Source organism: Cupriavidus sp. 207A1 (assembly GCF_057798955.1).
Genome location: NZ_JBYOJO010000028.1, coordinates 1 through 20,471, shown reverse-complemented (window position 1 = coordinate 20,471; position 20,471 = coordinate 1). Strand labels below are relative to the sequence as shown.

Annotated in this window: 16 protein-coding genes; 7 read left to right on the top strand and 9 right to left on the bottom strand. The window is 66.5% G+C overall.

Features of this window, described 5'->3' with window-relative positions:
- Positions 1-5: 5 nt before the first annotated feature.
- From AC3FMM_RS31120 to AC3FMM_RS31100, 5 genes are all read right to left on the bottom strand, one after another.
- Entirely contained in the window at positions 6-2,384 is a 2,379-nt protein-coding gene (locus AC3FMM_RS31120) for an efflux RND transporter permease subunit (protein ID WP_473704771.1), read from the bottom strand.
- On the bottom strand, positions 2,384-4,357 hold the full coding sequence (locus AC3FMM_RS31115) for a DUF1302 domain-containing protein (RefSeq protein WP_488688290.1): 1,974 nt from the start codon (positions 4,355-4,357) through the stop codon (positions 2,384-2,386). Before AC3FMM_RS31115 ends, AC3FMM_RS31120 begins: the two co-directional genes overlap by 1 nt.
- 28 nt (positions 4,358-4,385) lie before the next feature.
- Positions 4,386-5,750, bottom strand: a complete 1,365-nt coding sequence (locus AC3FMM_RS31110) for a DUF1329 domain-containing protein (protein WP_326348234.1) — start codon at positions 5,748-5,750, stop codon at positions 4,386-4,388.
- A 129-nt stretch (positions 5,751-5,879) separates the two neighbouring features.
- Positions 5,880-6,296, bottom strand: a complete 417-nt coding sequence (locus AC3FMM_RS31105) for a RidA family protein (protein WP_488688288.1) — start codon at positions 6,294-6,296, stop codon at positions 5,880-5,882.
- Between the two features lie 18 nt (positions 6,297-6,314).
- Entirely contained in the window at positions 6,315-7,148 is an 834-nt protein-coding gene (locus AC3FMM_RS31100; protein ID WP_488688286.1) for a phytanoyl-CoA dioxygenase family protein, read from the bottom strand.
- 363 nt (positions 7,149-7,511) lie between these two features.
- Here AC3FMM_RS31100 and AC3FMM_RS31095 point away from each other — a divergent pair, with 363 nt between their 5' ends.
- Both AC3FMM_RS31095 and AC3FMM_RS31090 read left to right on the top strand, forming a co-directional pair.
- Positions 7,512-8,939, top strand: a complete 1,428-nt coding sequence (locus AC3FMM_RS31095) for a flavin monoamine oxidase family protein (protein ID WP_488688284.1) — start codon at positions 7,512-7,514, stop codon at positions 8,937-8,939.
- A 6-nt stretch (positions 8,940-8,945) separates the two neighbouring features.
- A complete protein-coding gene (locus tag AC3FMM_RS31090) occupies positions 8,946-9,584 on the top strand; it encodes a c-type cytochrome (RefSeq protein ID WP_326348283.1) in 639 nt (212 codons plus the stop codon).
- Between the two features lie 210 nt (positions 9,585-9,794).
- Here AC3FMM_RS31090 and AC3FMM_RS31085 read toward each other — a convergent pair whose 3' ends face one another.
- Positions 9,795-11,009, bottom strand: a complete 1,215-nt coding sequence (locus tag AC3FMM_RS31085; RefSeq protein WP_488688283.1) for a M20 aminoacylase family protein — start codon at positions 11,007-11,009, stop codon at positions 9,795-9,797.
- Positions 11,010-11,017: 8 nt separating this feature from the next.
- Positions 11,018-12,022 carry a Bug family tripartite tricarboxylate transporter substrate binding protein gene (locus tag AC3FMM_RS31080; protein ID WP_116314142.1) on the bottom strand — a complete coding sequence of 335 codons (1,005 nt, stop codon included), beginning with the start codon at positions 12,020-12,022 and terminating at the stop codon, positions 11,018-11,020.
- Positions 12,023-12,147: 125 nt separating this feature from the next.
- On the opposite strand from AC3FMM_RS31080, the gene AC3FMM_RS31075 reads away from it, so the two are divergent.
- The 3 genes from AC3FMM_RS31075 (at position 12,148) to AC3FMM_RS31065 (ending at position 15,079) form a co-directional block, all read left to right on the top strand.
- The gene (locus AC3FMM_RS31075; RefSeq protein ID WP_115683398.1) at positions 12,148-13,059 is read left to right on the top strand and encodes a LysR family transcriptional regulator; all 912 of its coding nucleotides are present in this window, start codon (positions 12,148-12,150) and stop codon (positions 13,057-13,059) included.
- Positions 13,060-13,420: 361 nt separating this feature from the next.
- Positions 13,421-14,434: a 1-aminocyclopropane-1-carboxylate deaminase gene (locus tag AC3FMM_RS31070; RefSeq protein WP_488688281.1), complete on the top strand. Its 1,014-nt coding sequence runs from the start codon at positions 13,421-13,423 to the stop codon at positions 14,432-14,434.
- Positions 14,435-14,848: 414 nt separating this feature from the next.
- On the top strand, positions 14,849-15,079 hold the full coding sequence (locus tag AC3FMM_RS31065; protein WP_488688279.1) for a DUF1484 family protein: 231 nt from the start codon (positions 14,849-14,851) through the stop codon (positions 15,077-15,079).
- Here the strand turns inward: AC3FMM_RS31065 and AC3FMM_RS31060 are convergent.
- Together AC3FMM_RS31060 and AC3FMM_RS31055 are read right to left on the bottom strand one after the other, a co-directional pair.
- Positions 15,074-17,152: a sensor histidine kinase gene (locus AC3FMM_RS31060; RefSeq protein ID WP_488688277.1), complete on the bottom strand. Its 2,079-nt coding sequence runs from the start codon at positions 17,150-17,152 to the stop codon at positions 15,074-15,076. The genes AC3FMM_RS31065 and AC3FMM_RS31060 overlap by 6 nt on opposite strands.
- Positions 17,125-18,516 (bottom strand): sigma-54-dependent transcriptional regulator, encoded by a 1,392-nt coding sequence (locus tag AC3FMM_RS31055; protein WP_116314137.1) that lies wholly within the window; start codon positions 18,514-18,516, stop codon positions 17,125-17,127. Before AC3FMM_RS31055 ends, AC3FMM_RS31060 begins: the two co-directional genes overlap by 28 nt.
- A 309-nt stretch (positions 18,517-18,825) precedes the next feature.
- Here AC3FMM_RS31055 and AC3FMM_RS31050 point away from each other — a divergent pair, with 309 nt between their 5' ends.
- Positions 18,826-20,253, top strand: coding sequence for an L-lactate MFS transporter (locus tag AC3FMM_RS31050; protein WP_414248680.1), 1,428 nt, complete (start codon positions 18,826-18,828; stop codon positions 20,251-20,253).
- A 35-nt stretch (positions 20,254-20,288) separates the two neighbouring features.
- A complete protein-coding gene (locus AC3FMM_RS31045; protein WP_258400839.1) occupies positions 20,289-20,411 on the top strand; it encodes an MFS transporter small subunit in 123 nt (40 codons plus the stop codon).
- Positions 20,412-20,471 lie beyond the last annotated feature (60 nt).

The window sequence follows — 20,471 nt, the reverse complement described above, 5'->3', positions numbered from 1 at the left end:
GTGTCCTAGTGCTTCAGAATTTCCGGCATGTACACCGGTCCGCGCCGCGGGAAGAACTTCTCGAGCATCGCCGCGAAGGCGGGCAGCAGCGTGATGGCCATCACCATGTTCACGATGAACATGAAGGTCAGCAGCGCGCCCATGTCGGCCTGGAACTTGAGGCTCGAGAACGTCCACGTGGCCACGCCGACCGACAGCGTGATGGCGGTGAATACGGTGGCAAGCCCGGTCTCCTTCATCGCCAGCTCGAGTGCCCGGGTGAACTCCAGGCCGTGCGCAAGCTGCACCTGCAGGCGGTTGTAGATGTAGAAGGCGTAGTCCACGCCGACGCCGACCGCGAGCACCATCACCGGCAGCGTGGCCACGGTCAGGCCGATCTCCAGCTGCTTCATGAACCAGTAGCCGATCCACGTCGCGACGGTCAGCGGCAGGCAGCAGGCGATCATCGCGCGCCAGTCGCGGTAGACCAGGAACACCAGGATCAGGATGGCGGCGTAGACGTAGAGCATCATCGGCAGCTCGCTTGCCTCCAGCACCTCGTTGGTGGCGGCCTGCACGCCCGCGTTGCCGCTCGCCAGCCGCACGTGCACCCCGTCGATCCGGTTGGCGTCGCGGAAGTCCTTCACCGCCTCCACCACGCCCTTGATGGTCGGGGCGCGGTGGTCCGGCAGGTAGAGGTTGACGCCCTGCACGCGGCAGTCGATCGACGACAGGCCGGCGATGCGGTTGTTCACGCCCTGGAACTGCGAGCCAAGGCCGCGCGGGTCGCGCGTCACGGTCGCCATCTTGGGGCTGCCTTCGTTCATGCCGACGTTGTAGAGCTTGAGCTGCGCGGCCAGCGAGTCGGTCGACACGACCCCGGGCACGCTGCCCATGCGCCAGGCAAAGTCGTCGATGAACAGCAGCTCGTCGGCGCGGGAACAGACTTCGCCTTTGTGCTCCGGTCTCGCCTCGAACACGACGGTCAGCCAGTCCAGGCCCACGTCGAAGCGGTCGACGATCGCCGCCACGTCAAGGTTGTAGCGCGAGTCCGCGCTCAGTTCCGGCGCTCCCGCCTGCAGGCTGCCGATGTGGCGCCCCTGGCTCTGCCATAGCGCCAGGCCGAAGACCACCGCGCCGGCAAGCGTCACCAGCGCGGCGTTGCGCGGCCGCGCGATGCGGGCGATGGTTTCCAGCCACACGTTATGGCGCTCGCGCCGAGCCAGTGACCGGCGCGCGAACTCCGGCGAAAAGCGGAAGTACGACGCGGCCACCGGCAGCATCATCAGGTTGGTGACGATCTTGTAGCCCACCCCGATCGCCGCGGTCAGCGCCAGCTCGCGGATCATCGGAATCGGGATCAGGAGCAGCGTGACGAAGCTGACCAGCGCGGTGATCAGCGCAAGCGAGCCGGGAATCAGCAAGCCCGTGAAGCTGCGCCGCGCGGCCATGGCGGAATCGGTGCCTTGCGCAACTTCACGCACGATGAAGTTGATCTGCTGGATACCGTGCGAGACGCCGATGGCGAACACCAGGAACGGCACCAGGATCGCCAGCGGATCAAGCCCGTATCCGAGCAGGCGCAGCGTGCCGAACTGCCACACCAGCGACACCAGCGAGCACGCGAGCGGCAGCAGCGTCAGCCGGAGCGAGCGGCAGTACCAGTACACGGCGAGCCCGGTGAGCAGGAAGGCGATGGCGAAGAAGCGAGCCACGTCCGCAGCGCGGTCGGCGATGTCGCCGGTCTGCTTGGCAAACCCGATGATCTGGATCTCGACCTTGTCATTCTCGAACGGGCGCCGGATCTTCTCCTCCAGCAAGCGGTTGAACTGGATATAGTCGAGCTTCCTGCCCGTGGCCGGGTCGACATCACCAAGCTCCGCCGTGATCAGCGCGCTGGTCTGGTCGCGCGCGACCAGCGTGCCGATATGGCCGCCGGCGGTGGCACGCTGGCGGACCATCCCGATGACCTCGGCCGAGAGCTTCTCCGGCACGACGTCTCCGCCGGTCACCGCCTCGGCGCGGAAGCCGTCTTCGGTGATCTCGGTGAAGAAGACGTTCGGCGTCCACAGCGAAGTCACGCTCGCCCGGTCCACGCCGGGCAGGTAGGTGACGGCTTCGGTCACCTTGAGCACCTGGGTCAGCGCCTGCGCGTTCCAGATGTCGCCGTCGCGGGCATGGACGGCGATGGTCAGCCGGTTGGCGCCGAACAGCTGGTGGCGGTACTGCTCGAAGGTCTTGATGTATTCATGGCCCTGCGGCAGCTGCTTTTCGAAGCCGGCTTCGAGTTCGAGCTTCGCCCCCAGCACGCCCATGACGGCCGTGAAGCCCGCCAGCAGCAGCAGGAATGAAAGGCGATGCCCGAACAGGGCAGCTTCTAGACGGGTTAACAGGCGTGCAAGCATCAGAATGCGGTGGTCATGCTGAGGGAATAGAAGTCACGATCGCGCAGCAGATTGCTGCCGCTACCGCCCCAGTTGTGGGTGTAATCCAGGCGCAGCCTGGTTTCCGGCTTTGTCTTGAAATCGATGGTCGTGCCGATCACCGCGGCGCCCGCGCCCTGGATGAAGCCCGGCAGCGCCGTTGCCGAATAGCCACCGATGCCCTGCATCACGGCGATATCCGGCGACAGCGACGCCCTCGTGCCGAAGATGTTGGGATAGGTCACCGACGCCGCCAGCACCATGCCCGCCGAAAGCTTCGTCGGCAGCTTGTAGTCGGCGGTGACTGCATACGGGATGCCGGCGTTGAGCTTCAGCTTCGGGTAGTACGCCAGCGCACCCTCGGCGGTGAGCGTGCCCTCGCTGGCGCCCAGCGCGCGCAGCAGCCAGCCGAACGACCCCGATGGCGACATGATGTGGATGCCGGTCAGGTGCAGCTGGTAGTGCTGCGTGTCGACCCAGCCCTTGCAGCTGCTGCCGACCGGCTTCACGGTGAAATCGGCGAGCGCATTGCAGTAGTACGGATTGCCCGGATCGATCACCGTGGTGGGGTCGATCGCGACGCCATCGCGCGGCCGATAGGAAAGCTCCGTGCCGATCACCCATTCGCCAGCCTGGAAGTTGTACGACAGGCCGAACAGGTCGCGGTTCTTGCCGTAGTCGAGCGACGCCTGCCAGCCGAAGGGGTTGGCCGTGGTGGTGCCCACCTGGTAGCTGACGAATGGCACCTTGTCGCTGTAGTGCTGGTAGTAGAAGCCGAGCTCGTTGCCGCTATCGGGGAACTTGTAGCGCAGCGCGAGCCCGCCCTGACCGGCATTGGTCGGCTTGTTGTCCGGGCCGCGCGGGACGAACGTGCCGGCGCCAAGCAGCGGCCCCACCGGGTTGGCGCCAGGGTCAGCCAGCTCGCCGGCGCTCAGGCGGCGGTTGTAGGGCAACCCGGTCGCGGGATTGATGCCGACGATCCGGGTGCCGTTGTCGCCGATGGTGGCGCGCGGAAACGGCGGCAAGCCCGCGGCGCCCAGCGCCGCATTGAGCGTCGAGGTCGGGATATAGAGGCCGCGCCCGCCACTGCCGACGAAGTCGCTGGTGGAAAAGAACGTCCCGGGCGCATCGAACACGAAGCTGTTCCACTTCCACTGGTAGAAGGCTTCGATGCCCAGGTCCGGACCCAGCGACGAACTGGCCGAGACCATCGGCGACGGGATGAACAGGTTCTTCAGCGGCGTGCCGGGCTGGTGCGCCGACGGCAGGTAGATCGGGTTGATCGAGTTCACGCCGCCCGGGATGTAGAGGTTCTCACCCCAGCTCAGCACCTGGTTGCCGACGCGCACGCGCGCCTGCTGGTCGCCGACCTCGAACTCCTTGGTCACGTAGGCGTCGAGCAGGCGCGGGTTGCTGGTGGCAAAGTTGCGCGCCGACGGGTCGAGGTCGCTGCGCCGGGTATGGTCGACCGCGAAGTCGTAGTTGATGACACCGCGCAGCAGCCCGCTCCAGCCGTCTGAAGCCTTGACGTACAGGTCGCTGGTCCACTGCGCATTGGCGGAGACCGGCTGCCAGCGCTTGTAGTTCAGGTTTCCGTCGTCCTGGTTCACGCGCAGCACGTCCTGGCTCGACGAGAACACGGCCGGGTTGCTCTGCTGCAGCGGCGTCGGCGCGTCGCCGACGCAACCGCCGTTGTCATTGCCGACGAAGCTGCAGTTCGTTTTCGACGTGCGCACCGCCACGCCGAACGACACCGTCGAGTCGAAGGCCACCTGCCAGCCGTTGTCGAGCGTCCATTGCGCGGCGCGGGCCGCTCCTGCATTGGCCCCGGCCAGCACGCCGACGATCGCGGTGCAGACCAGCTTCCGGTCCAGTTTCCTTGCGCGTGCACATGCATTCGCACTCGCCCTGCCGATCGCCCCGGCGACCGGTCCCGCGTGATCACGCAGTTTCATGATGGCCTCTCCGTACCCTTGTGATCGCTTAGCGCGTGGTGAATCGGCGCAGGCCGTCCGGCTCGAAAGTCTTCTCCTTCAGGCGTCCTTCGCGCGTGGCCAGCCAGTCCGGCTCCTTGCGGCCCGCGACCACGCGGTCGAGCACCGCGCGCCGGGTCTGGTGGTCATAGCTGGTGTTCGCCGCCCACACGCAGGCCGGGATTTCCCAGGCCATGTACGGGCCCATCTCGGTCGTGCGCCAGACCTTGCCCTGCGCGTCGTACATGTCTTCCACCAGGATGGTCCAGGTGTCCTCGTCGAGATAGAACACGCGCTTGGGGAAGGTATGGCGCATGCCGGACTTGAGCGTGGCCTCCACCACCCACATGCGGTGCAGCTCGTAGCGCGTGTGGTCGCGGCTGAGGAACTTTGGCTTGACGACATCCTCGACCTTGTTCGCGGAAGAGTTGAGGCGATAGGTGTTGTACGGGACGTACATCTCCTTCTTGCCGACCAGCTTCCAGTCGTAGCGGTCCAGCGGGCCGTTGAACTGCATGTACTGGTCGACCGTCAGCAAATTCTCCGTATTGAGCTGCGGCGCGTCGTACTGGTACGTCGGCGCCCGGCGTACGCGGCGCTGGCTGGCGAAGTACAGCCAGACGTCGTTGGCCTCGGCGAACTTGTACTGCGTGAGCGTGGCATCCCCGGCGATCGACGGCGGGCTGGTGAAGGTGTTGAGGTACAGGCTTTCGATGCCGCGCGCGTCGGCGACGCCCTTGTTCGACGGCGACCACATCGGCGACGTCTGCCATTCCTCCTGGCCGAGCGGCTCGCCGATGCTGTCGCCGCCTTTGGGCGGGATATAGCCGGCGTAGCTCATCTGGAAGCCCTCGCCCTTCCAGTGCAGCTTGTGGTTCCACATCGCTTCGACGCCGCTTTGCGGGATCGGGAAAGGCACGCCGGCACCGAGCGCCTCGGCCAGGTTCTGGCCGTTGTCGGCAAGCCTGGCGCTCGCCGCATTCTTCTTCGTGCGCTCGTAGTAGAAGTCGGGGAAGCCACAGGAACGGCGCGTCGTATAGACGTCCATGCGGTAGCCCGGGATCGTCTTCACCATCTCGACCTGCCCGGGGGCGAGCTTGTCCTTGTAGCGGTCGACATTGGACGCGTCGATCGACAGCAGGCGCTTGTCGTTCGCATAGGGATCGGGGCGCGGCGTGCCGGGCTTCCAGCCGCCTGGCGCCTTCATGTCGCCACCGGTCCATTCCGGAATGGACCCGTCCTTGTTGCCGGCACGCTCGGCACCCACCGGGGTAAGGTCCTTGCCAAGCCGGGCCATGTCCTGCTCGGGAGCGGCGGCGTAAGCTGCGCCGCCGAGCGCCACGGTCGCGCTGATCAACCACGTCGTGTATTTCATCTGTGTCTCCTACCACCAGGTTCAACCGGTTACTGTCCCGGCTTCTTTTTATACAGAGTGCCTAACATAGGACACTATGACAAACATAGGCGCCAAAAAATGGTAGTTGTCGCCCACCAGCTACCAGGCTCAGGTTTCGCCGCTGCCCACTATCGCAACCGCCTGGATCTCGATGCACAGCCCGGGCAGCGCCAGCTCGGTCACGCCGACCGCAGTCCAGGAGGGATAGCGGTTGGGGATGTACTCGTCCTTCACCTTGGTGAATTCGGCGAGCTCGCTGCGAAAGCGGGTGTGGTAGGTCGTCAGTTCGACCACGTCGGCAAGGCTGGCACCGGCGGTCGCCAGGACGCCCTTCAGCGCTTCGAAGGCGAGCCGCGCCTGCGCCTCCATGCCTTCTGCCGGGGTCATGGTGGCGTCGACGCCGACCTGCCCGGAAACCCAGATGGTGTCGCCAACGCGGGTCGCGGGAGAGAAATGGAGGGCGTCGTACAGCGCCTCGGTGCCGTGCGGAATGATGGACTGTCGGGTCATGGGGGGAGTCGTCATGTCAGGGATGGCCTTGGCTTAGAAGATTTGACGGAAGCAGGAAGCGCGGAACGGGTCGCCCGCCTTCAGCGATGCCAGTTCTTCAACAAACAGGACGCCCGCCGGCGTGAAACCCGCATCGCTGTGCTCTGGCAGCGGACTGAAAACCGCATCGTCGCCGAAGAAACGCATCACCAGCGTGTGGCGATTCGGGAAGTCGGCGTCGACGGCGCCGCCCCCGTGCAGCACGCCGGGATGCAGTAGCAGCACGTCGCCGGGCCGGGTCGCCCAGGAGATGATGTCGTAGGCATCGGGGTTGGCATGGCGCTCGGCCTCGATGTTCGGCAGCCGAGGCCAGACGCCGCCACCGTGCAAGGGTTCGGTGGGATCGTCCGGGTTCTGGAAGGTGCTGCCGTCGTGGCGCGTGCCGAGATGCGAGCCGCGGACGATCTCCAGCGCGTTGCGCTTGGGAACCGCCTCGAAACTGATCCAGGCATTGGCAAAGTGCTTGCCGGCCCAGGGCAGGTAGGAGGTGTCCTGGTGCCACGGCGAGCGCCCTGCGTTGCCGCCGGCCTTCAGGAACAGTTCCTCGGCGAAATACCAGACGTGCTCGGAGCCCCACAGGTCGGCAAACAACCTGCCAACGGGCAGCGCGACGGCCAGTTCATCCAGCCTGCCCTTGGCAAAGGGATTTGCGTTGTCGACATGCGACTTCTGCACCGAGCCCTCGAACAGGCTGTGCGCATTGGGACCGGGATTCTCGATGCCCCAGTCGAACGCCTGCCGGCACAGCGCCAGCTGTTCTGCATTGAGACAGCCTTCGATAAGGACGGCCCCGTCCTCCGCGAAAGCCTTGCGCTTGGATTGATCCATGGGTGAACTCCTGTCGTTCCGTGGCCGACTCGTTAATAGGCCAACACACCAAAGTTAGGTAACTATGACAAAGTTAGAAAGAAGAAAAAAGACAGGGTATTCCCTTCCCTGACTTGTCCGTCATGGGCGTGAAGCGATGCCGAAACCACCTACCTCGCGGTCTTTTGACTTGTTTGTCTTTTCGTCCTATATTTGCACTCATATACTACTTTTGGCTTTCACCGAACAATGAGCGAGCAGACAAGGCGCCGGGATGGCGCGGCACGGGTCGAGGGGATACAGAACAGGGCGCCCGGCTCCGCGCCGGACTCACACACACGGCGCCGGCTGCTCGGCATTGCGGCAGCGGCGGCGGCCGCATCGTTGGCGGTAGCCGCACCGCCTGCCGCCAGCGCCGCACCCCTGCGCGCGGGCGCTGCACGCGCACAGCGCGACGTGCTGGACGTGGCCATCCTCGGCGCCGGCCTGGCCGGACTGACCGCCGCGCGCGACCTGCAGCGCGCCGGCTGCCAGTCCTTCGTGGTGCTGGAGGCCCGCAACCGCGTCGGTGGCCGCACCTATAACCACGACCTCGGCAACAGCGTGGTCTCCGAAGCGGGCGGCCAGTGGATCGGCCCCGGCCAGACCGCCATTGCCGACCTGGCGCGCGAGCTCGGCGTCGAGACCTTCGGCACCTATTACGCCGGCAAGACCGTATTCCTCGCCGACAACATCCGCGTAACCCAGGACCTGCATGGGGGCATCGGTGCCCAGGGACAGGTGGCCGCCAGGCTCAGCGAGATGGCGCGCGGCGTGCCCAGCGGCGCGCCATGGAAGGCGTCGAAAGCAGCGGAATACGACAAGCTGACGCTTGGCGACTGGCTGGCGCGGCAAGGCCTGAGCAACGAGGAGAAATTCTCCTTCGGCATGGCGGCGACCCTGTCGCTCGGCGCGCCGCCCGCACAACTCGGGCTGTTGCACTATCTGTCGGTGATCAACAGCGCGAACAGTGACTACGACACGCTCGAGAAGATCAAGGACGGCGCACAGGAAACCCGCTTCGTCGGCGGCTCGCAGATTCTCAGCATCCGGATGGCGCAAGACCTCGGCGACAAGGTCCGGCTGTCCTGCCCGGTGCGCAAGATCGTCGGCTGGGACCGCGAGATCGTCGAACTGCACACCGATCACGGCGTGGTGCGGGCGCGTCACGTGATTGCCGCGCTGAACCCGGCGCTGTGCCAGCAGATTGTGTTCGATCCCCCGCTGCCGCCCGGCCGGGCACAGTTGCACCGGGCCTGGCCTGCCCATGCGCCCATGCGCAAGGCCGCACATGTCTACCCACGGCCGTTCTGGAGGGAGAAAGGCTTCAACGGTCAGGTGGTGCCGCTCGACGGCCCGCTGATCTGGTCGGTCGACAACTCGCCGCCGGACGGCTCGGTCGGCGTGCTCAGCGCCTTCGTCAAACCCGGCTACCTGCCGGCCGACCCGAACGCCGCCGAGCCCATCCTGTCCGCCATCTATGCCAGGGCATTCGGAGACCAGGCGCTGAAGCCCACGCAATACCACGACCTTGACTGGGGCAAGGTCGACCCCTGGTCGATGAGCTGCATCAACCCGATGCCCGCCGGCTTCTGGACCAAGCTGGGCCAACACCTGCATCCACCGCTGGGCCGGCTGATCTGGTCGGGGACCGAGACGGCCGACATCTGGGCCGGCGCCATGGACGGCGCCGTGCGCTCGGGCCACCGTGCCGCCCTGCAGGCACTCGGCGCGCTGCAAGCGGCGCTGCCCTCTCCCGTCCCGGAGGCATAAATGAAGATGAAGCGCATGGTGCTCGCGACGGCTGCAGTAGTGGCGGCAGCGGCCGCATTCCTCGTTCCCGAACTGGTGGACTACCACCGGTTCGGCACGGCACTGGACAACCAGGCCCGGGCAAGCCAGGCCAATGGTGGCGCATGGCCACAGTTTTCGGAGACCTGCTTCGCCTGCCATGGTCCGTACGGGCAATCCCGGAACGCGGAGTACCCGGCCCTGGCCGGGCAGCCGGCAGCTTATCTCGAGGCGCAGCTGCGCGCGTTCGCCAGCGGGCAGCGCGACAACCCGACCATGGGGCCACTTGCCAGGAGCCTGACCGCCGAGCAGATCCGGTCACTGGCAGCCTACTACGCAAGGCAGGCACCGGCCGATAGCACGGACGCGACAGAGAGCGCCGCGCTCGAGGCGCGCGGCAAGGCCGTGGTCCAGGCCCGCAGCTGCCAGGCCTGCCATGGGGAAGCACTGACGGGCAAGGAGCTGGCACCGCGTCTCGCCGGCCAGGGAGAGCATTACCTCGCGCACCAACTTGCGGCGTTCAAGAGCGGCAAGCGCCATGACGCTACCGGCGCGATGGACGGCATTGCCGCCACCTTGTCGAACGAAGATATCCCGGCCGTGGCCCGCTATCTCGCCAGGATGTAGTGGCATCCAGCCTCGGTTGAGCTGGCCGGAGCGGTGCACTATCGACTTGCGAGTGGATCAGCAACTTCACCGCGCCGGCCGGTTTGCACCGGCAGTGGCCGGGCGTATTCTTTCCCCTGAGACACGGATTCCGGCCGGCCTGCCATCGCCGCTTGCATGCAGGCGCCAGCCCGCGGACTGCGGGGGTTGAGCGTCCCACACTCGGCTAGCCTAGGCACTTGTCCGGGCGTCCGCCGCGTGGCCCGGCCATGGCTGGTCCACCAGGAAGCGCTCGCATAGCAGCGCCCAGTAAGCCGCGCCCACCGGAATATTCGCGTCGTTGAAGTCATAGCCTGGGTTGTGCACCATGCAGCCGCCCTCGCCCCCCTCGCCATTGCCAATCCACAGGTAGCAACCAGGCACCGCGTCGAGCATGAAGGCGAAGTCCTCGCTCGCCGCGATCGGTGGTGCCTGGCAGTTGACGTGAGCGGGCCCCAGCAGTTCCAGCGCAACCTGGCCAGCAAACGCCGTTTCCGCCGGCGTGTTCACCAGCACCGGATAACCGCGCTCGTAGTCGATCTGCGCCGCCACGCCGTAGCTTTGCGCCTGAGCAGTGACCAGTTCGCAGATGCGCTGCTCGACCCGATCGCGTACCTGGCGATCCAGCGCGCGCACACTCAGCCTGAGCACGGCCTGCGCAGGGATGATGTTGGAAACGGTGCCCGCCTGGAAAGCGCCCACCGTGATCACCGCCGTTTGCAGCGGATCGACATTGCGCGCCACGATGGTCTGCAAGGTCATCACAATCGAAGCGCCGGCCACGACCGGATCGGCCGCGTTGTGCGGGAACGCCGCATGGCCGCCGATGCCTGTAAGCGTGATGGTCACGTTGTCGGCCGAAGCCTGCGCCGCGCCCTGGCGCATCAGCAGCCGGCCCGGCGCCGAGCCGGGGACGTTGTGCATGGCGAAGATAGCATCGCAAGGGTACGTGTCGAATAGCCCCGCTTCCATCATCCGCCTGGCCCCACCCAGGCCCTCCTCCGCCGGCTGGAAGATCAGGTTCAGCGTGCCGCTGAAATTACCATGCAGTGCGAGATGCCTGGCCGCGCAAAGCAGCATGGCGGTATGCCCGTCGTGCCCGCAGGCATGCATTACGCCGGGATGGCAGCTGGCATAGGGCAGCCCGGTGGCTTCGGCCATCGGCAGCGCGTCCATGTCGGCGCGGATGCCGAGACTGCGGCTGCCGCTGCCGCGCCGCAGCCGGCCAACGACGCCGGTGGTGCCGAGCCCGCGTTCCACCTCGTAGCCCCATTCGGCGAGCAGGCGGGCCACGATCTCGCTGGTGCGGTGCTCCTCGAAGCCGAGTTCCGGATGGCGATGGATGTCGCGGCGGATGGCAACGAACGCTTCCGTGCTGTCCCGCAGCGCTGCCAGGAGGGGATGCATGGCGTCCTTCATTGCGGCTGCAGGCCGATGGCACGGGCGATGCCGCGGTACTGGTCGATGCTCTGCTGGTAGGCCTTCTGGCTCTCCGCCAGCGATGCCGGACGGGATGCGGGCAGGTTCGCGGCATCCAGGCTGGCACGTACCGCGGGGTCGGCCAGCGTCTGCGCCAGCGCCTTGTGCAGCGCCTGCACGACCGGCTCGGCGGTGTCCTTCTTCACGAAGACGCCGGCCCAGGTCGAGTAGTTGAAGCCGCGCAGCGCCCTGCTTTCATTGACGCTCGGCACGGACCTGACCGCGTCGAGCCGCGTGGGTGACAGCACCGCCAGCATCCTGACCTGACCGGTGCGCATGCGCTCGATGTCGGGCTTGCCGAACGGCGAGATAAAGATATCGACGATGCCGCCCACCAGGTCCTGGATCACGGGCGCGCCGCCCTTGTAGGGCACGTGCGTCATCGGCGCGCCGATGGTCTGCGACAGGTGCGCTCCGAGCAGGTGGTAGAGCGAGCCGATGCCGACGCTGGCATAGGTCAGCGGCTTGCCCGCGCGGGCCGCCTGCGCGGCATGGGCCGCGAGTTCATCGACATCCTTCACCGGCAGGTCCTTGCGCACCAGGATGGCCAGGTCGACCGCGCCGACCATGTGTACCAGCCGGAAGTCCTCGCTCTTGTACTTGATGGCGGCATTCGCCAGCGGCGTCGTGATCAGTTCGCCGGGGCCGGCCTGCAACAGCAGGTGCCCGTCGGCCGGCGCATGCAGGACCTTCTGCGCGGCGATCGCGCCGCCGGCCCCGCCCAGGTTCTCGACGATGACCGGCTGGCCGAACTGCCGGCCCAGCGGCGCATTGAGGTTGCGGGCGACCACGTCCGACAGCCCGCCCGCCGGGAATGGCACCAGCAGCGTGACGGGCCGCTCGGGATAGGCGTAGGCCGGCGCCAGGCCCACGCACAGCAGGCCGGCCGCCGCGCCGCGCAGCAGCCGGCGGGCAATGTTCTGGAATCGGATTCGGGTCATGGCAGTCTCCTCGCGCCTTGCGTCGCTTTGTGTGTTGTGCGACGAATCGTATCGGCCCAGCCTGCTATGTGTCCAATGCATTACTCGTCTAAAATTTATTCATAAAACTCATTCACGAGGCATCGATGCACCTCAAGCACCTGCGGCACCTGCTCATGGTCGCGGACGCGGAATCGTTCAGCCGCGCCGCGCAACGGCTGCACCTGACCCAGTCGGCGCTAAGCCGCAGCATCCAGGCGCTGGAGGACGAGCTCGGCGGCAAGCTGATCGACCGCCATGGCCGGCGCAATGTACTGACCCCGCTGGGCGAACTGATCGCCGAGCGGGCCCGGCGCATGCTGTTCGAGGAAGCCGAGCTGCATCGCAGCGTCGAACTGTTCCACCGCCATCACCTCGGCGCCATCCGTGTCGGGCTGGGCGCGGGCCCCGGCGCGGTGCTGATGACGCCGTTTCTGCGCCACATGGCCATGCATCACCCCGGGATCCAGGCGGCGGTGTCACTCGGCACTTCCGACGCGCTGATGATCCAGCTGCGCCAGCGCACGCTGGACGCGGTGATCGTCGAGGTCACCAGCGTGGCGCCGGCCACCGATCTGCGCCACGAACTGCTGGCGCAGCTTCAGGGCCGCTTCATCTGCCGCGCGGGCCATCCGTTGCTGCTGCAGGCCGCCGCCGGCGAGGCCGTGACCTTCGACGATGTCATGCGCTATCCGCTGGCGTCGGCTCCGCTGAGCCCGGAAGTCGCGCGCGGGCTGGTAAAGCGCTTCGGCCCGCGCGCCGACCCAGAGCATTGCCTGAGCCTGCGCTGCGAGAACGTGCGCAGCCTGGTGGAGGCCGTGCTGGTTTCGGACGCGATCCTGTTCAGCATCGTCGCGGCGGTGCGGACGGAAATCGCCGAAGGGAAGCTGTGCCAACTTGCGACCACACCGGCGGTCGACGACGGCCCCCGCTATGCGTTCTTCACGCTGGCGGGCCGGACCGAGGCGCCGAGCATGGCGCTGTTCCGGCGCTTCGTGGACGAGCACCTGCACGACTGACGGGGGGCTTTGGGCGACGCGATCTGAAAGTGTTGCCGGCGAGAGCCTGCCCGAGTGGCTTTCGATGCCATCCGTTGGCACGTCCGGTTTGCGCGGCCGTTCAGGCGCTATCACTTGCCGAATGCTGCGTGGCAGCAGCGTCTCAGTTCGGCCATGCGGCGTCGTTCGACCGCCTATGGACTGAGACGCTCAGCCGACCGCCAATTGGAAACAGCCAGTCGGCCACCGACTATGCAGGTCGAATCATCGGCCATCGCTGCCACTCTATGTGACGAAGATAGGCCGGTGTAGCCCCAAGCCCTTCCATTAATCTCCTAATCTAGAGTCAATCTTCCCCCCATTCTTCAACAGGGAGTTCGCCATGGCGCTTGATCTCGAAAATCGCTTCGGCCGCATCTCGCTTGGCTTCTTCCCATCGCCGATTCATCGGCTCAATCGCCTGTCCGATGTGCTCGGCATTTCGGTGTGGGCAAAGCGCGACGATGTGTCGTCCGGGCTCGCGTTTGGTGGCAACAAGATTCGCAAGCTTGAGTGGCTCGCCGCTGACGCAGTGAAACAAGGCGCCGACACACTCGTTTCCATCGGCAACATTCAGTCGAATCACACGCGCCAGGTTGCGGCCGTCGCGGCGGTGCTCGGCATGCGCTGCCGGCTAGTGCAGGAGGAGTGGACACACTGGGACGATCCGGTCTACGACAAGGTCGGCAATATCTTGCTGTCGCGGCTGATGGGCGCCGAGACGCTGCTGGAGGGAGAGGGCTACTCGACCGAGGTGAAGGAGACGTGGTCGCGCGCCCTCCAGCAGGTGCACCGGGAAGGCGGCAAGCCTTACGCGATTCCGGCGGGTGCATCCGATCATCGCCTTGGTGGCCTCGGCTATGCGAACTTCACCGATGAACTCGCGCGTCAGGAACAGGAAATGGGCGTATTCTTCGACACCGTGATCACCGCGACCTGCACCGGCTCGACACAGGGCGGCATGGTCGCAGGCTTCAAAGCGCAGGACAGACCACGCCGCCTGATTGGCATCGATACCGCATGCAACGAGGCGATGACGCGCCGCGCCGTGGCGAAGAGCGCGCGACAGACGGCGGAACTGATCGGCATCGGCAAGCCAATCGACGACGCCGACGTGATCGTCGATCCTCGTTTCGCGGGTCCGGACTATGGCCTGCCCGACGATCGGACGATCGATGCGATCCGCACGGCAGCGCGGCTTGAGGCGATGCTCACCGATCCGGTGTACGAGGGAAAATCGATGGCGGGCCTGATCGCGATGGCGAAGGCGGGTGAGATTCCGAAGGGAACGAACGTGCTGTACGTGCATCTGGGCGGCGCGCCCGCTCTCAACGCGTATCACAAGGCGTTCGCATGATCGGCTTGCACAAGATCGTATGAGCCCCGCGATCACTCAGTCATTCGAACGTCGAGTCTCGCCATGACTCCCATAACGCGCCTGCCTTGTTCCCACCACACCAACTTCAAGTACTTGGCCGCCTCCATTGCGAATCGTCTGATCGCCATCCCCCACCGAGAAGGCAAAACTAAGCCTATCACCGAAACAACGGTGATCGGGCGTCGCAACCCGCTATTCTCTCTGACGGATGGTCGCTCAGGCGACCATCCCACACGCACGCGCGCGTCGCTTCACTATGGCGGGCCGGGTGGGGCAGCCGATAAGGCTGGCCGGTGTTCGTCAGAGAGCCGGTATTGCGACCCCCGCTGTCAGGCCCGCCACCCTCTTCCGATTGCATCAGGCGGGTCTCCCAACCTTCTTCAGGAGAACGCAATGCAAGAGAAAACCCATCCGCAGCACGAAACCATTTTCATTGGCATACCGTCAGAAACCCTGGAATCGCTCGACCGCGTCCAGGCCGGCATGGGTAGCGTCCTGTCGCTGCTGGAAATTGAAAGCGAACGCTCGGAAGGCTGCCACGGCGTCCATTGCCTGCTGACGATGATCAGGATGCAGCTTGATCAGGTGGCAGAGGCGCTGAGCCCCGAGGCTGAGGCGTCATGACACCCGGCCATCCGGCTCAGCCCCTGCCGCGGCCCCGTCCTCGCGCAGCCAGACGATAAATTCCGCGCCCTGCCCGACCGTACTTTCCACGGTAATGCGGCCACCATAGCGCTCGACCAGCGCGTAGCTGATGGACAGGCCGAGGCCGGTGCCCATCTGCTTCTTGGTGGTGAAAAACGGATTGAACAGGTTGGGCAGGTCTTCCGCGCGGATGCCGCGGCCGGTGTCACGCACATGCAATGTCACACCGTGCTCGTCCCAGTCGCGCGTGGCCAGCGTCAGGGTGCCGCCTTCAGGCATGGCATGGATGGCATTGGTCAGCAGGTTGACGATGACCTGCTGCAGTTCGCTGCGGCTAATGCGCACCTGGCGCGTGGCGGTGAAGGCCAGTTCGACGCGGATGGCCGCGTCCTTCAGCATATGCCGGACCAGGTCGACGCAGCCGCCCGCAACCTCGCCCAGGTCCAGGCGCTCGGTATTGCCGGCGTATGCCTCGGGCCGGACAAACTGCAGCAGCCGGTTGGTCAGCAGGTAGATGCGCCGAACCTGCTCATCGATCAGGCGCAATTCATGCCGGACCGGCTCCGCCGCCGGGCCGAGGATATCGCGGGCCACGTCGAGGTTGCCCTGGATCACCGCGATCGGATTGTTGATTTCATGGGCCACGCCAGCGGTCAGCTGCCCGGCCAGCGCGAGCTTTTCCGAGGTAATCAGTTGCTGCCGGGTTGCGCGCAGCACGGCGTTCGCATCTTCCAGCTCGCGGGTCCGCTCGGCAACCTTGCGGTCGAGCGCGTCGCCCCAGTCCCTGAGTTCGGCATTGCGCTGCTGCAGGTCTGACAGCAGCTGATCGAACTGGCGGGCCAGCTGGCCCAGTTCATCCTCGCTGCGCACTGGGCCGACGCGCGCATGATCGTTGCCGGCCTTGAGCGCGCGCATGGTGCCGACCATGCGCGTCATCGGCGTGAATACGCGCCTGGCCCACAGCAGCGAGAACAGCGCGCCCGCCACGGCCAGCAGCACGAACAGGCTCACCAGCACGCCCAGCGCCAGGTTCTTGGCCTGGCTGATGGGCCTGGCCAGGTAGCCGACGTAGAGCATGCCGATGCGCTGGCCCCGGCTGTCGACGATGGGCTCGTAGGCGCTCATGTAGCGGTCGTTGACGACGAAGGCCAGGTCCAGCCATTTTTCGCCGCGCAGCAGCACCTGGTCGCGCACCTCGCGCGAGACGCGCGTGCCCAGGGCGCGCTCGCCATGGAACAGCCGCACGTTGGTGGCGATGCGGGTGTCGTCCAGGAACAGGGTCGCGGTGCCCTGGCTGCCGCGGGGCAGGGATTCTGGCTGGTAGACCAGGGCGTTGATGGTGTCGATAAAGCCGAGGTTGTGGTTGAGCAGCGTGCCGCCGTGCAGGACGGCCACCAGCTTGCCCGCGGCATCGAACACCGGCGCTGCCGCGTGCACCACCATGCCGCGGGTTTCAATGGTGCGGTCGGTCGGCGCCGCATTGGCGGTGGCGCGCAGCGTGACCGGGGCGCGCCGGGCAAGGTCGGCGGAGACGGCGGCCAGCTGCGCGGCGGACCAGGCGTCGGTGGCGGCATCGGCGCGGCCAGCCGCGGCGCTTTCCACCACGCGCCAGGCGGCATAGCCGGTATCCGCTGCACCAGCCGGCGCAGCGGCAAGCAGCCGCCCTTTGGGATCGAGCAATTGCAGGAAATCAAGGCCGTGCGTGCGCCGCGCCTCCGCCAGGATGGCGGGCATGGTGCTGCTACGGCCAAGCGCGTCCACCAGCCCGTGCGACCGGGCCTCCTGCAGAACCCGGTCCTTCACACCGCCGACCATGTGCTCGAAATACTCGTGGGCGACCAGCAGGTCGCTGTTGACCTTGTAGGCCAGCAACGCCTGGAAAGTGCGGTTGCCCCACAGCGCCATCAGCAGCAGCAACGCGACCAGCGCCACCAGCAAGGGCGCAATCACGATCGACACCAGTTTGGCGCGCAGCGACGCGCGATAGCGGCGCACCAGCGCCCAGCCGCGCGGGTCGCGCGTGGTCAAGGACGCAGCCCCCACTGCAGGCATTTGCGGTCCAGCGTGCGCCGCGAAATGCCGAGCCGGCGCGCCGCTTCGGCGCGGTTGCCGCCCTCGGACGCCAGCACCTGGAGGATGTGCCGGCGCTCCACCGATTCCAGCAGCACGGCGTCGTCTGCCGGCGCATGCTCATCGGCTGCCGCGTGCGCGGCTGGCGCGGGTTCGCCATGCGCCAGCAGCTCGACCGGGTACTCGCCCAGAATCAGGGCCCGCTCCACCAGGTTGCGCAGCTCGCGCGCATTGCCCGGCCAGTCATAGGCTTCAAGCAGGCGCACCAGCGACGGCGACAGCGGCACCACGGGCAGCCCCAGCTGGGCCGACAGCTGCTCCGAGAAATGCCCGGCCAGCGGCACGATGTCTTCCGGCCGCGTGCGCAGCGGCGGAATCGCGATCGAGACCACGTCGAGCCGGTAATACAGGTCCTGGCGGAAGCGCCCGGCCGCCACCTCCTGGGCCAGGCTGCGGTTGCAGGCCGCGACGATGCGCACGTCCACCACCATCTCGCGCTCGGTGCCGAGCGGACGGATGCGCCGGTCTTCGATCACCCGCAGCAGCTTGGCCTGCATCGGCAGCGGCAGTTCTGAGATCTCGTCCAGGAACAGCGTGCCGCCGTCGGCATAGAGGAACAGGCCATGGCGCGCGCCCGCGGCGCCGGTGAAGGCGCCGCGGGCATGGCCGAACAGTTCGCTTTCGATCAGCTCCGGCGCCATCGCGCCGCAGTTCAGCGGCACGAACTGGCCCTGCCGTCCGCTCAGGCGGTGCAGCTCGCGCGCCACCACTTCCTTGCCGGTGCCGGATTCGCCCGTGACCAGTACCGTCGACGGCATCGGCGCGACGCGCGCGACCAGCGCCATCACCTTGCGCATGGCCTCGGAGTTGCCGACCACATGCTTGTGGATGGTGTACTGGTCCAGCTCCCGGCGCAGCAGGTAGTTCTCGCGCGCCAGGCGCGCGCGGTCGAAGCAGCGCCGGATCGCGTTGAGCATCTGGTCGACGCGGAACGGCTTGACGATGAAGTCCGCCGCGCCCGAGCGCAACGCCTCGATGGCGGTCTCCATGTCGGCGAAGGCAGTCATCAGGATCACGTCGGCGGGGTTGCCGGCGGCTCGCAGCGCCTTGAGCCATTCCACGCCGCTGGCGCCCGGCAACGCCACGTCGAGGAGGATCAGGTCGACATGGCGCTGCTCCAGCAGCGCAGCGCCGGCTTCGGCGCTGTCGGCGGTCAGCACGGCATCGACCTTGCCTTCCAGCGCGCGCGACAGGAACGAACGCATGCCGGCCTCGTCGTCTACCACCAGGATGGTGCGGCGCTGCCAGTTGTCGGTATCGGCCGCATTGCTTTGTCGTTCGCTCATCACTTTGGTTGTTGCGGGGCGGAGAGACGGAGAGTGCAAGAGTCTAGCGACAGTCGGTGCAAGCGCTGTATTGGGAGTTAAACCGAGCCCGAGCCAGCCAACCCGCAGCGGATGGACATTTTGGCCGGGACACCGGGCCGGCGCGCGGACATTTTGTCCAACGCATCGCGCCCGCTAGCGGGCCATTCGGCGTCATGCGTTGACGGCAAAGGGCTTGGGCCTTGGGCACAAGACTTGCTGGACGACGCGCTCCAGCCCGCCGCGCCCCGCGCAACAAGAGGCTGCCACTTCCAGGTAGGAGACAACTTCATGCCATATCCCGCGCAAGCGCAGACGCCCTCGCCGACCCCGCGCATCCCCACCAACACTAGCACCGCGCGGCCCTCGCGCTTCTCCAAGGAGGCCATCATCGCCCGGCCCGGCTTCAACCGCTGGATGGTGCCCCCGGCCGCGCTGGCGGTGCATCTGTGCATCGGCCAGGCCTACGCCTTCTCGGTGTTTAACGAGCCGCTGACCCGCATCCTCGGCGTCACGCAATCCGCGCCCGGCGACTGGCAGCTGACCACGCTGGGCTGGGTGTTCTCGCTGGCAATCTTCTTCCTCGGCATCTCGGCCGCGTTTGCCGGCAAGTGGCTGGAGAAGGTCGGCCCGCGGCGCACCATGTTCACCGCGGCCTGCTGTTTCGGCGGCGGCTTCGTGGTCTCGGCGCTCGGCATCTGGCTGCACCAGATCTGGCTGCTCTACCTGGGCTACGGCGTACTGGGCGGCATCGGCCTGGGGTTGGGCTACGTCTCGCCGGTGTCGACGCTGATCCGCTGGTTCCCGGACCGGCGCGGCATGGCCACGGGGATGGCGATCATGGGCTTCGGCGGCGGCGCGATGATCGGCGCGCCGCTGTCGGTGGCGCTGATGAACCATTTCAAGAGCGCCACCAGCGCGGGGGTGGCGGAGACCTTCCTGGTGATGGGCGTGATCTACTTCATCTCGATGTCGATCGGCGCGCTCGCGATTCGCATCCCGGCCCCGGGATGGACGCCGCCTGGCTACGTCCCCCCGGCCAGGCCGAGCAAGATGGTGACACACGCCAACGTGCATATCGACCAGGCCCTGAAGACGCCGCAGTTCTACCTGCTGTGGCTGATCCTGTTCCTCAACATCACGGCCGGCATCGGCGTGCTGGGCCAGGCCGCGGTAATGATCCAGGAAACCTTCAAGGGCACCATCACCGCCGCGGCCGCGGCGGGCTTTGTCGGCCTGCTCAGCATCGGCAACATGACCGGACGCTTCCTGTGGAGCTCCGCCAGCGACTACTTCGGCCGCAAGCTCACCTACGCCATCTTCTTCGCCTTCGGCGCGGCGCTCTACATGGCGGTGCCGGCGGTGGGCGCATCCGGCAACGTGGCCCTGTTCGTGGCCTGCTACTTCCTGATCCTGACCATGTATGGCGGCGGCTTCAGCACCATCCCGGCCTACCTGGCGGACATGTTCGGCACCGCCTACGTCGGCGGCATCCATGGCCGCCTGCTGACCGCCTGGGCCGCCGCGGGCATTGCCGGGCCGGCGCTGGTCAACTACATCCGCGAGTACAAGCTCGCGCTAGGTGTGCCAAGGTCGGAGGTCTATGTCGATACCCTGCATATCATGGCCGGCCTGCTGGTGGTGGGCTTCGCGTGCAACCTGCTGATGCGGCCCGTGCATGCGCGGCATCATCTGCGCGAAGCCGCCGGCGCGGTTTGAGCGGCTTCCCCTCATCTATCGCACGGAGATTCGCCATGCAAGACGATCGCACCTTCGGCAAGGCCCTGCTGTTGTTCGCGTTCTGGGCTTATGTATTGATTCCGCTCGGCACCGGCATCTGGTCCACCCTGGGCAAGGCGCTGGCGCTGTTCAGCTGAGCGCATTTGCCACTGCCGATTGGGTACTCCCTCTCCCTCTGGGAGAGGGTTGGGGTGAGG

Excerpts from the sequence above, each read along its gene's own strand:
- AC3FMM_RS31085 (WP_488688283.1), bottom strand. The coding sequence starts at position 11,009 with ATGCATCCCCTCCTGGCAGCGCTGCGGGACAGCACGGAAGCGTTCGTT.
- AC3FMM_RS31075 (WP_115683398.1), top strand. The coding sequence starts at position 12,148 with ATGCACCTCAAGCACCTGCGGCACCTGCTCATGGTCGCGGACGCGGAA.
- AC3FMM_RS31070 (WP_488688281.1), top strand. The coding sequence starts at position 13,421 with ATGGCGCTTGATCTCGAAAATCGCTTCGGCCGCATCTCGCTTGGCTTC.
- AC3FMM_RS31065 (WP_488688279.1), top strand. The coding sequence starts at position 14,849 with ATGCAAGAGAAAACCCATCCGCAGCACGAAACCATTTTCATTGGCATA.
- AC3FMM_RS31045 (WP_258400839.1), top strand. The coding sequence starts at position 20,289 with ATGCAAGACGATCGCACCTTCGGCAAGGCCCTGCTGTTGTTCGCGTTC.
- AC3FMM_RS31115 (WP_488688290.1), bottom strand. The coding sequence starts at position 4,357 with ATGAAACTGCGTGATCACGCGGGACCGGTCGCCGGGGCGATCGGCAGG.
- AC3FMM_RS31055 (WP_116314137.1), bottom strand. The coding sequence starts at position 18,516 with ATGAGCGAACGACAAAGCAATGCGGCCGATACCGACAACTGGCAGCGC.
- AC3FMM_RS31090 (WP_326348283.1), top strand. The coding sequence starts at position 8,946 with ATGAAGCGCATGGTGCTCGCGACGGCTGCAGTAGTGGCGGCAGCGGCC.
- AC3FMM_RS31105 (WP_488688288.1), bottom strand. The coding sequence starts at position 6,296 with ATGACGACTCCCCCCATGACCCGACAGTCCATCATTCCGCACGGCACC.
- AC3FMM_RS31110 (WP_326348234.1), bottom strand. The coding sequence starts at position 5,750 with ATGAAATACACGACGTGGTTGATCAGCGCGACCGTGGCGCTCGGCGGC.
- AC3FMM_RS31060 (WP_488688277.1), bottom strand. The coding sequence starts at position 17,152 with ATGCCTGCAGTGGGGGCTGCGTCCTTGACCACGCGCGACCCGCGCGGC.
- AC3FMM_RS31100 (WP_488688286.1), bottom strand. The coding sequence starts at position 7,148 with ATGGATCAATCCAAGCGCAAGGCTTTCGCGGAGGACGGGGCCGTCCTT.
- AC3FMM_RS31120 (WP_473704771.1), bottom strand. The coding sequence starts at position 2,384 with ATGCTTGCACGCCTGTTAACCCGTCTAGAAGCTGCCCTGTTCGGGCAT.
- AC3FMM_RS31080 (WP_116314142.1), bottom strand. The coding sequence starts at position 12,022 with ATGACCCGAATCCGATTCCAGAACATTGCCCGCCGGCTGCTGCGCGGC.
- AC3FMM_RS31050 (WP_414248680.1), top strand. The coding sequence starts at position 18,826 with ATGCCATATCCCGCGCAAGCGCAGACGCCCTCGCCGACCCCGCGCATC.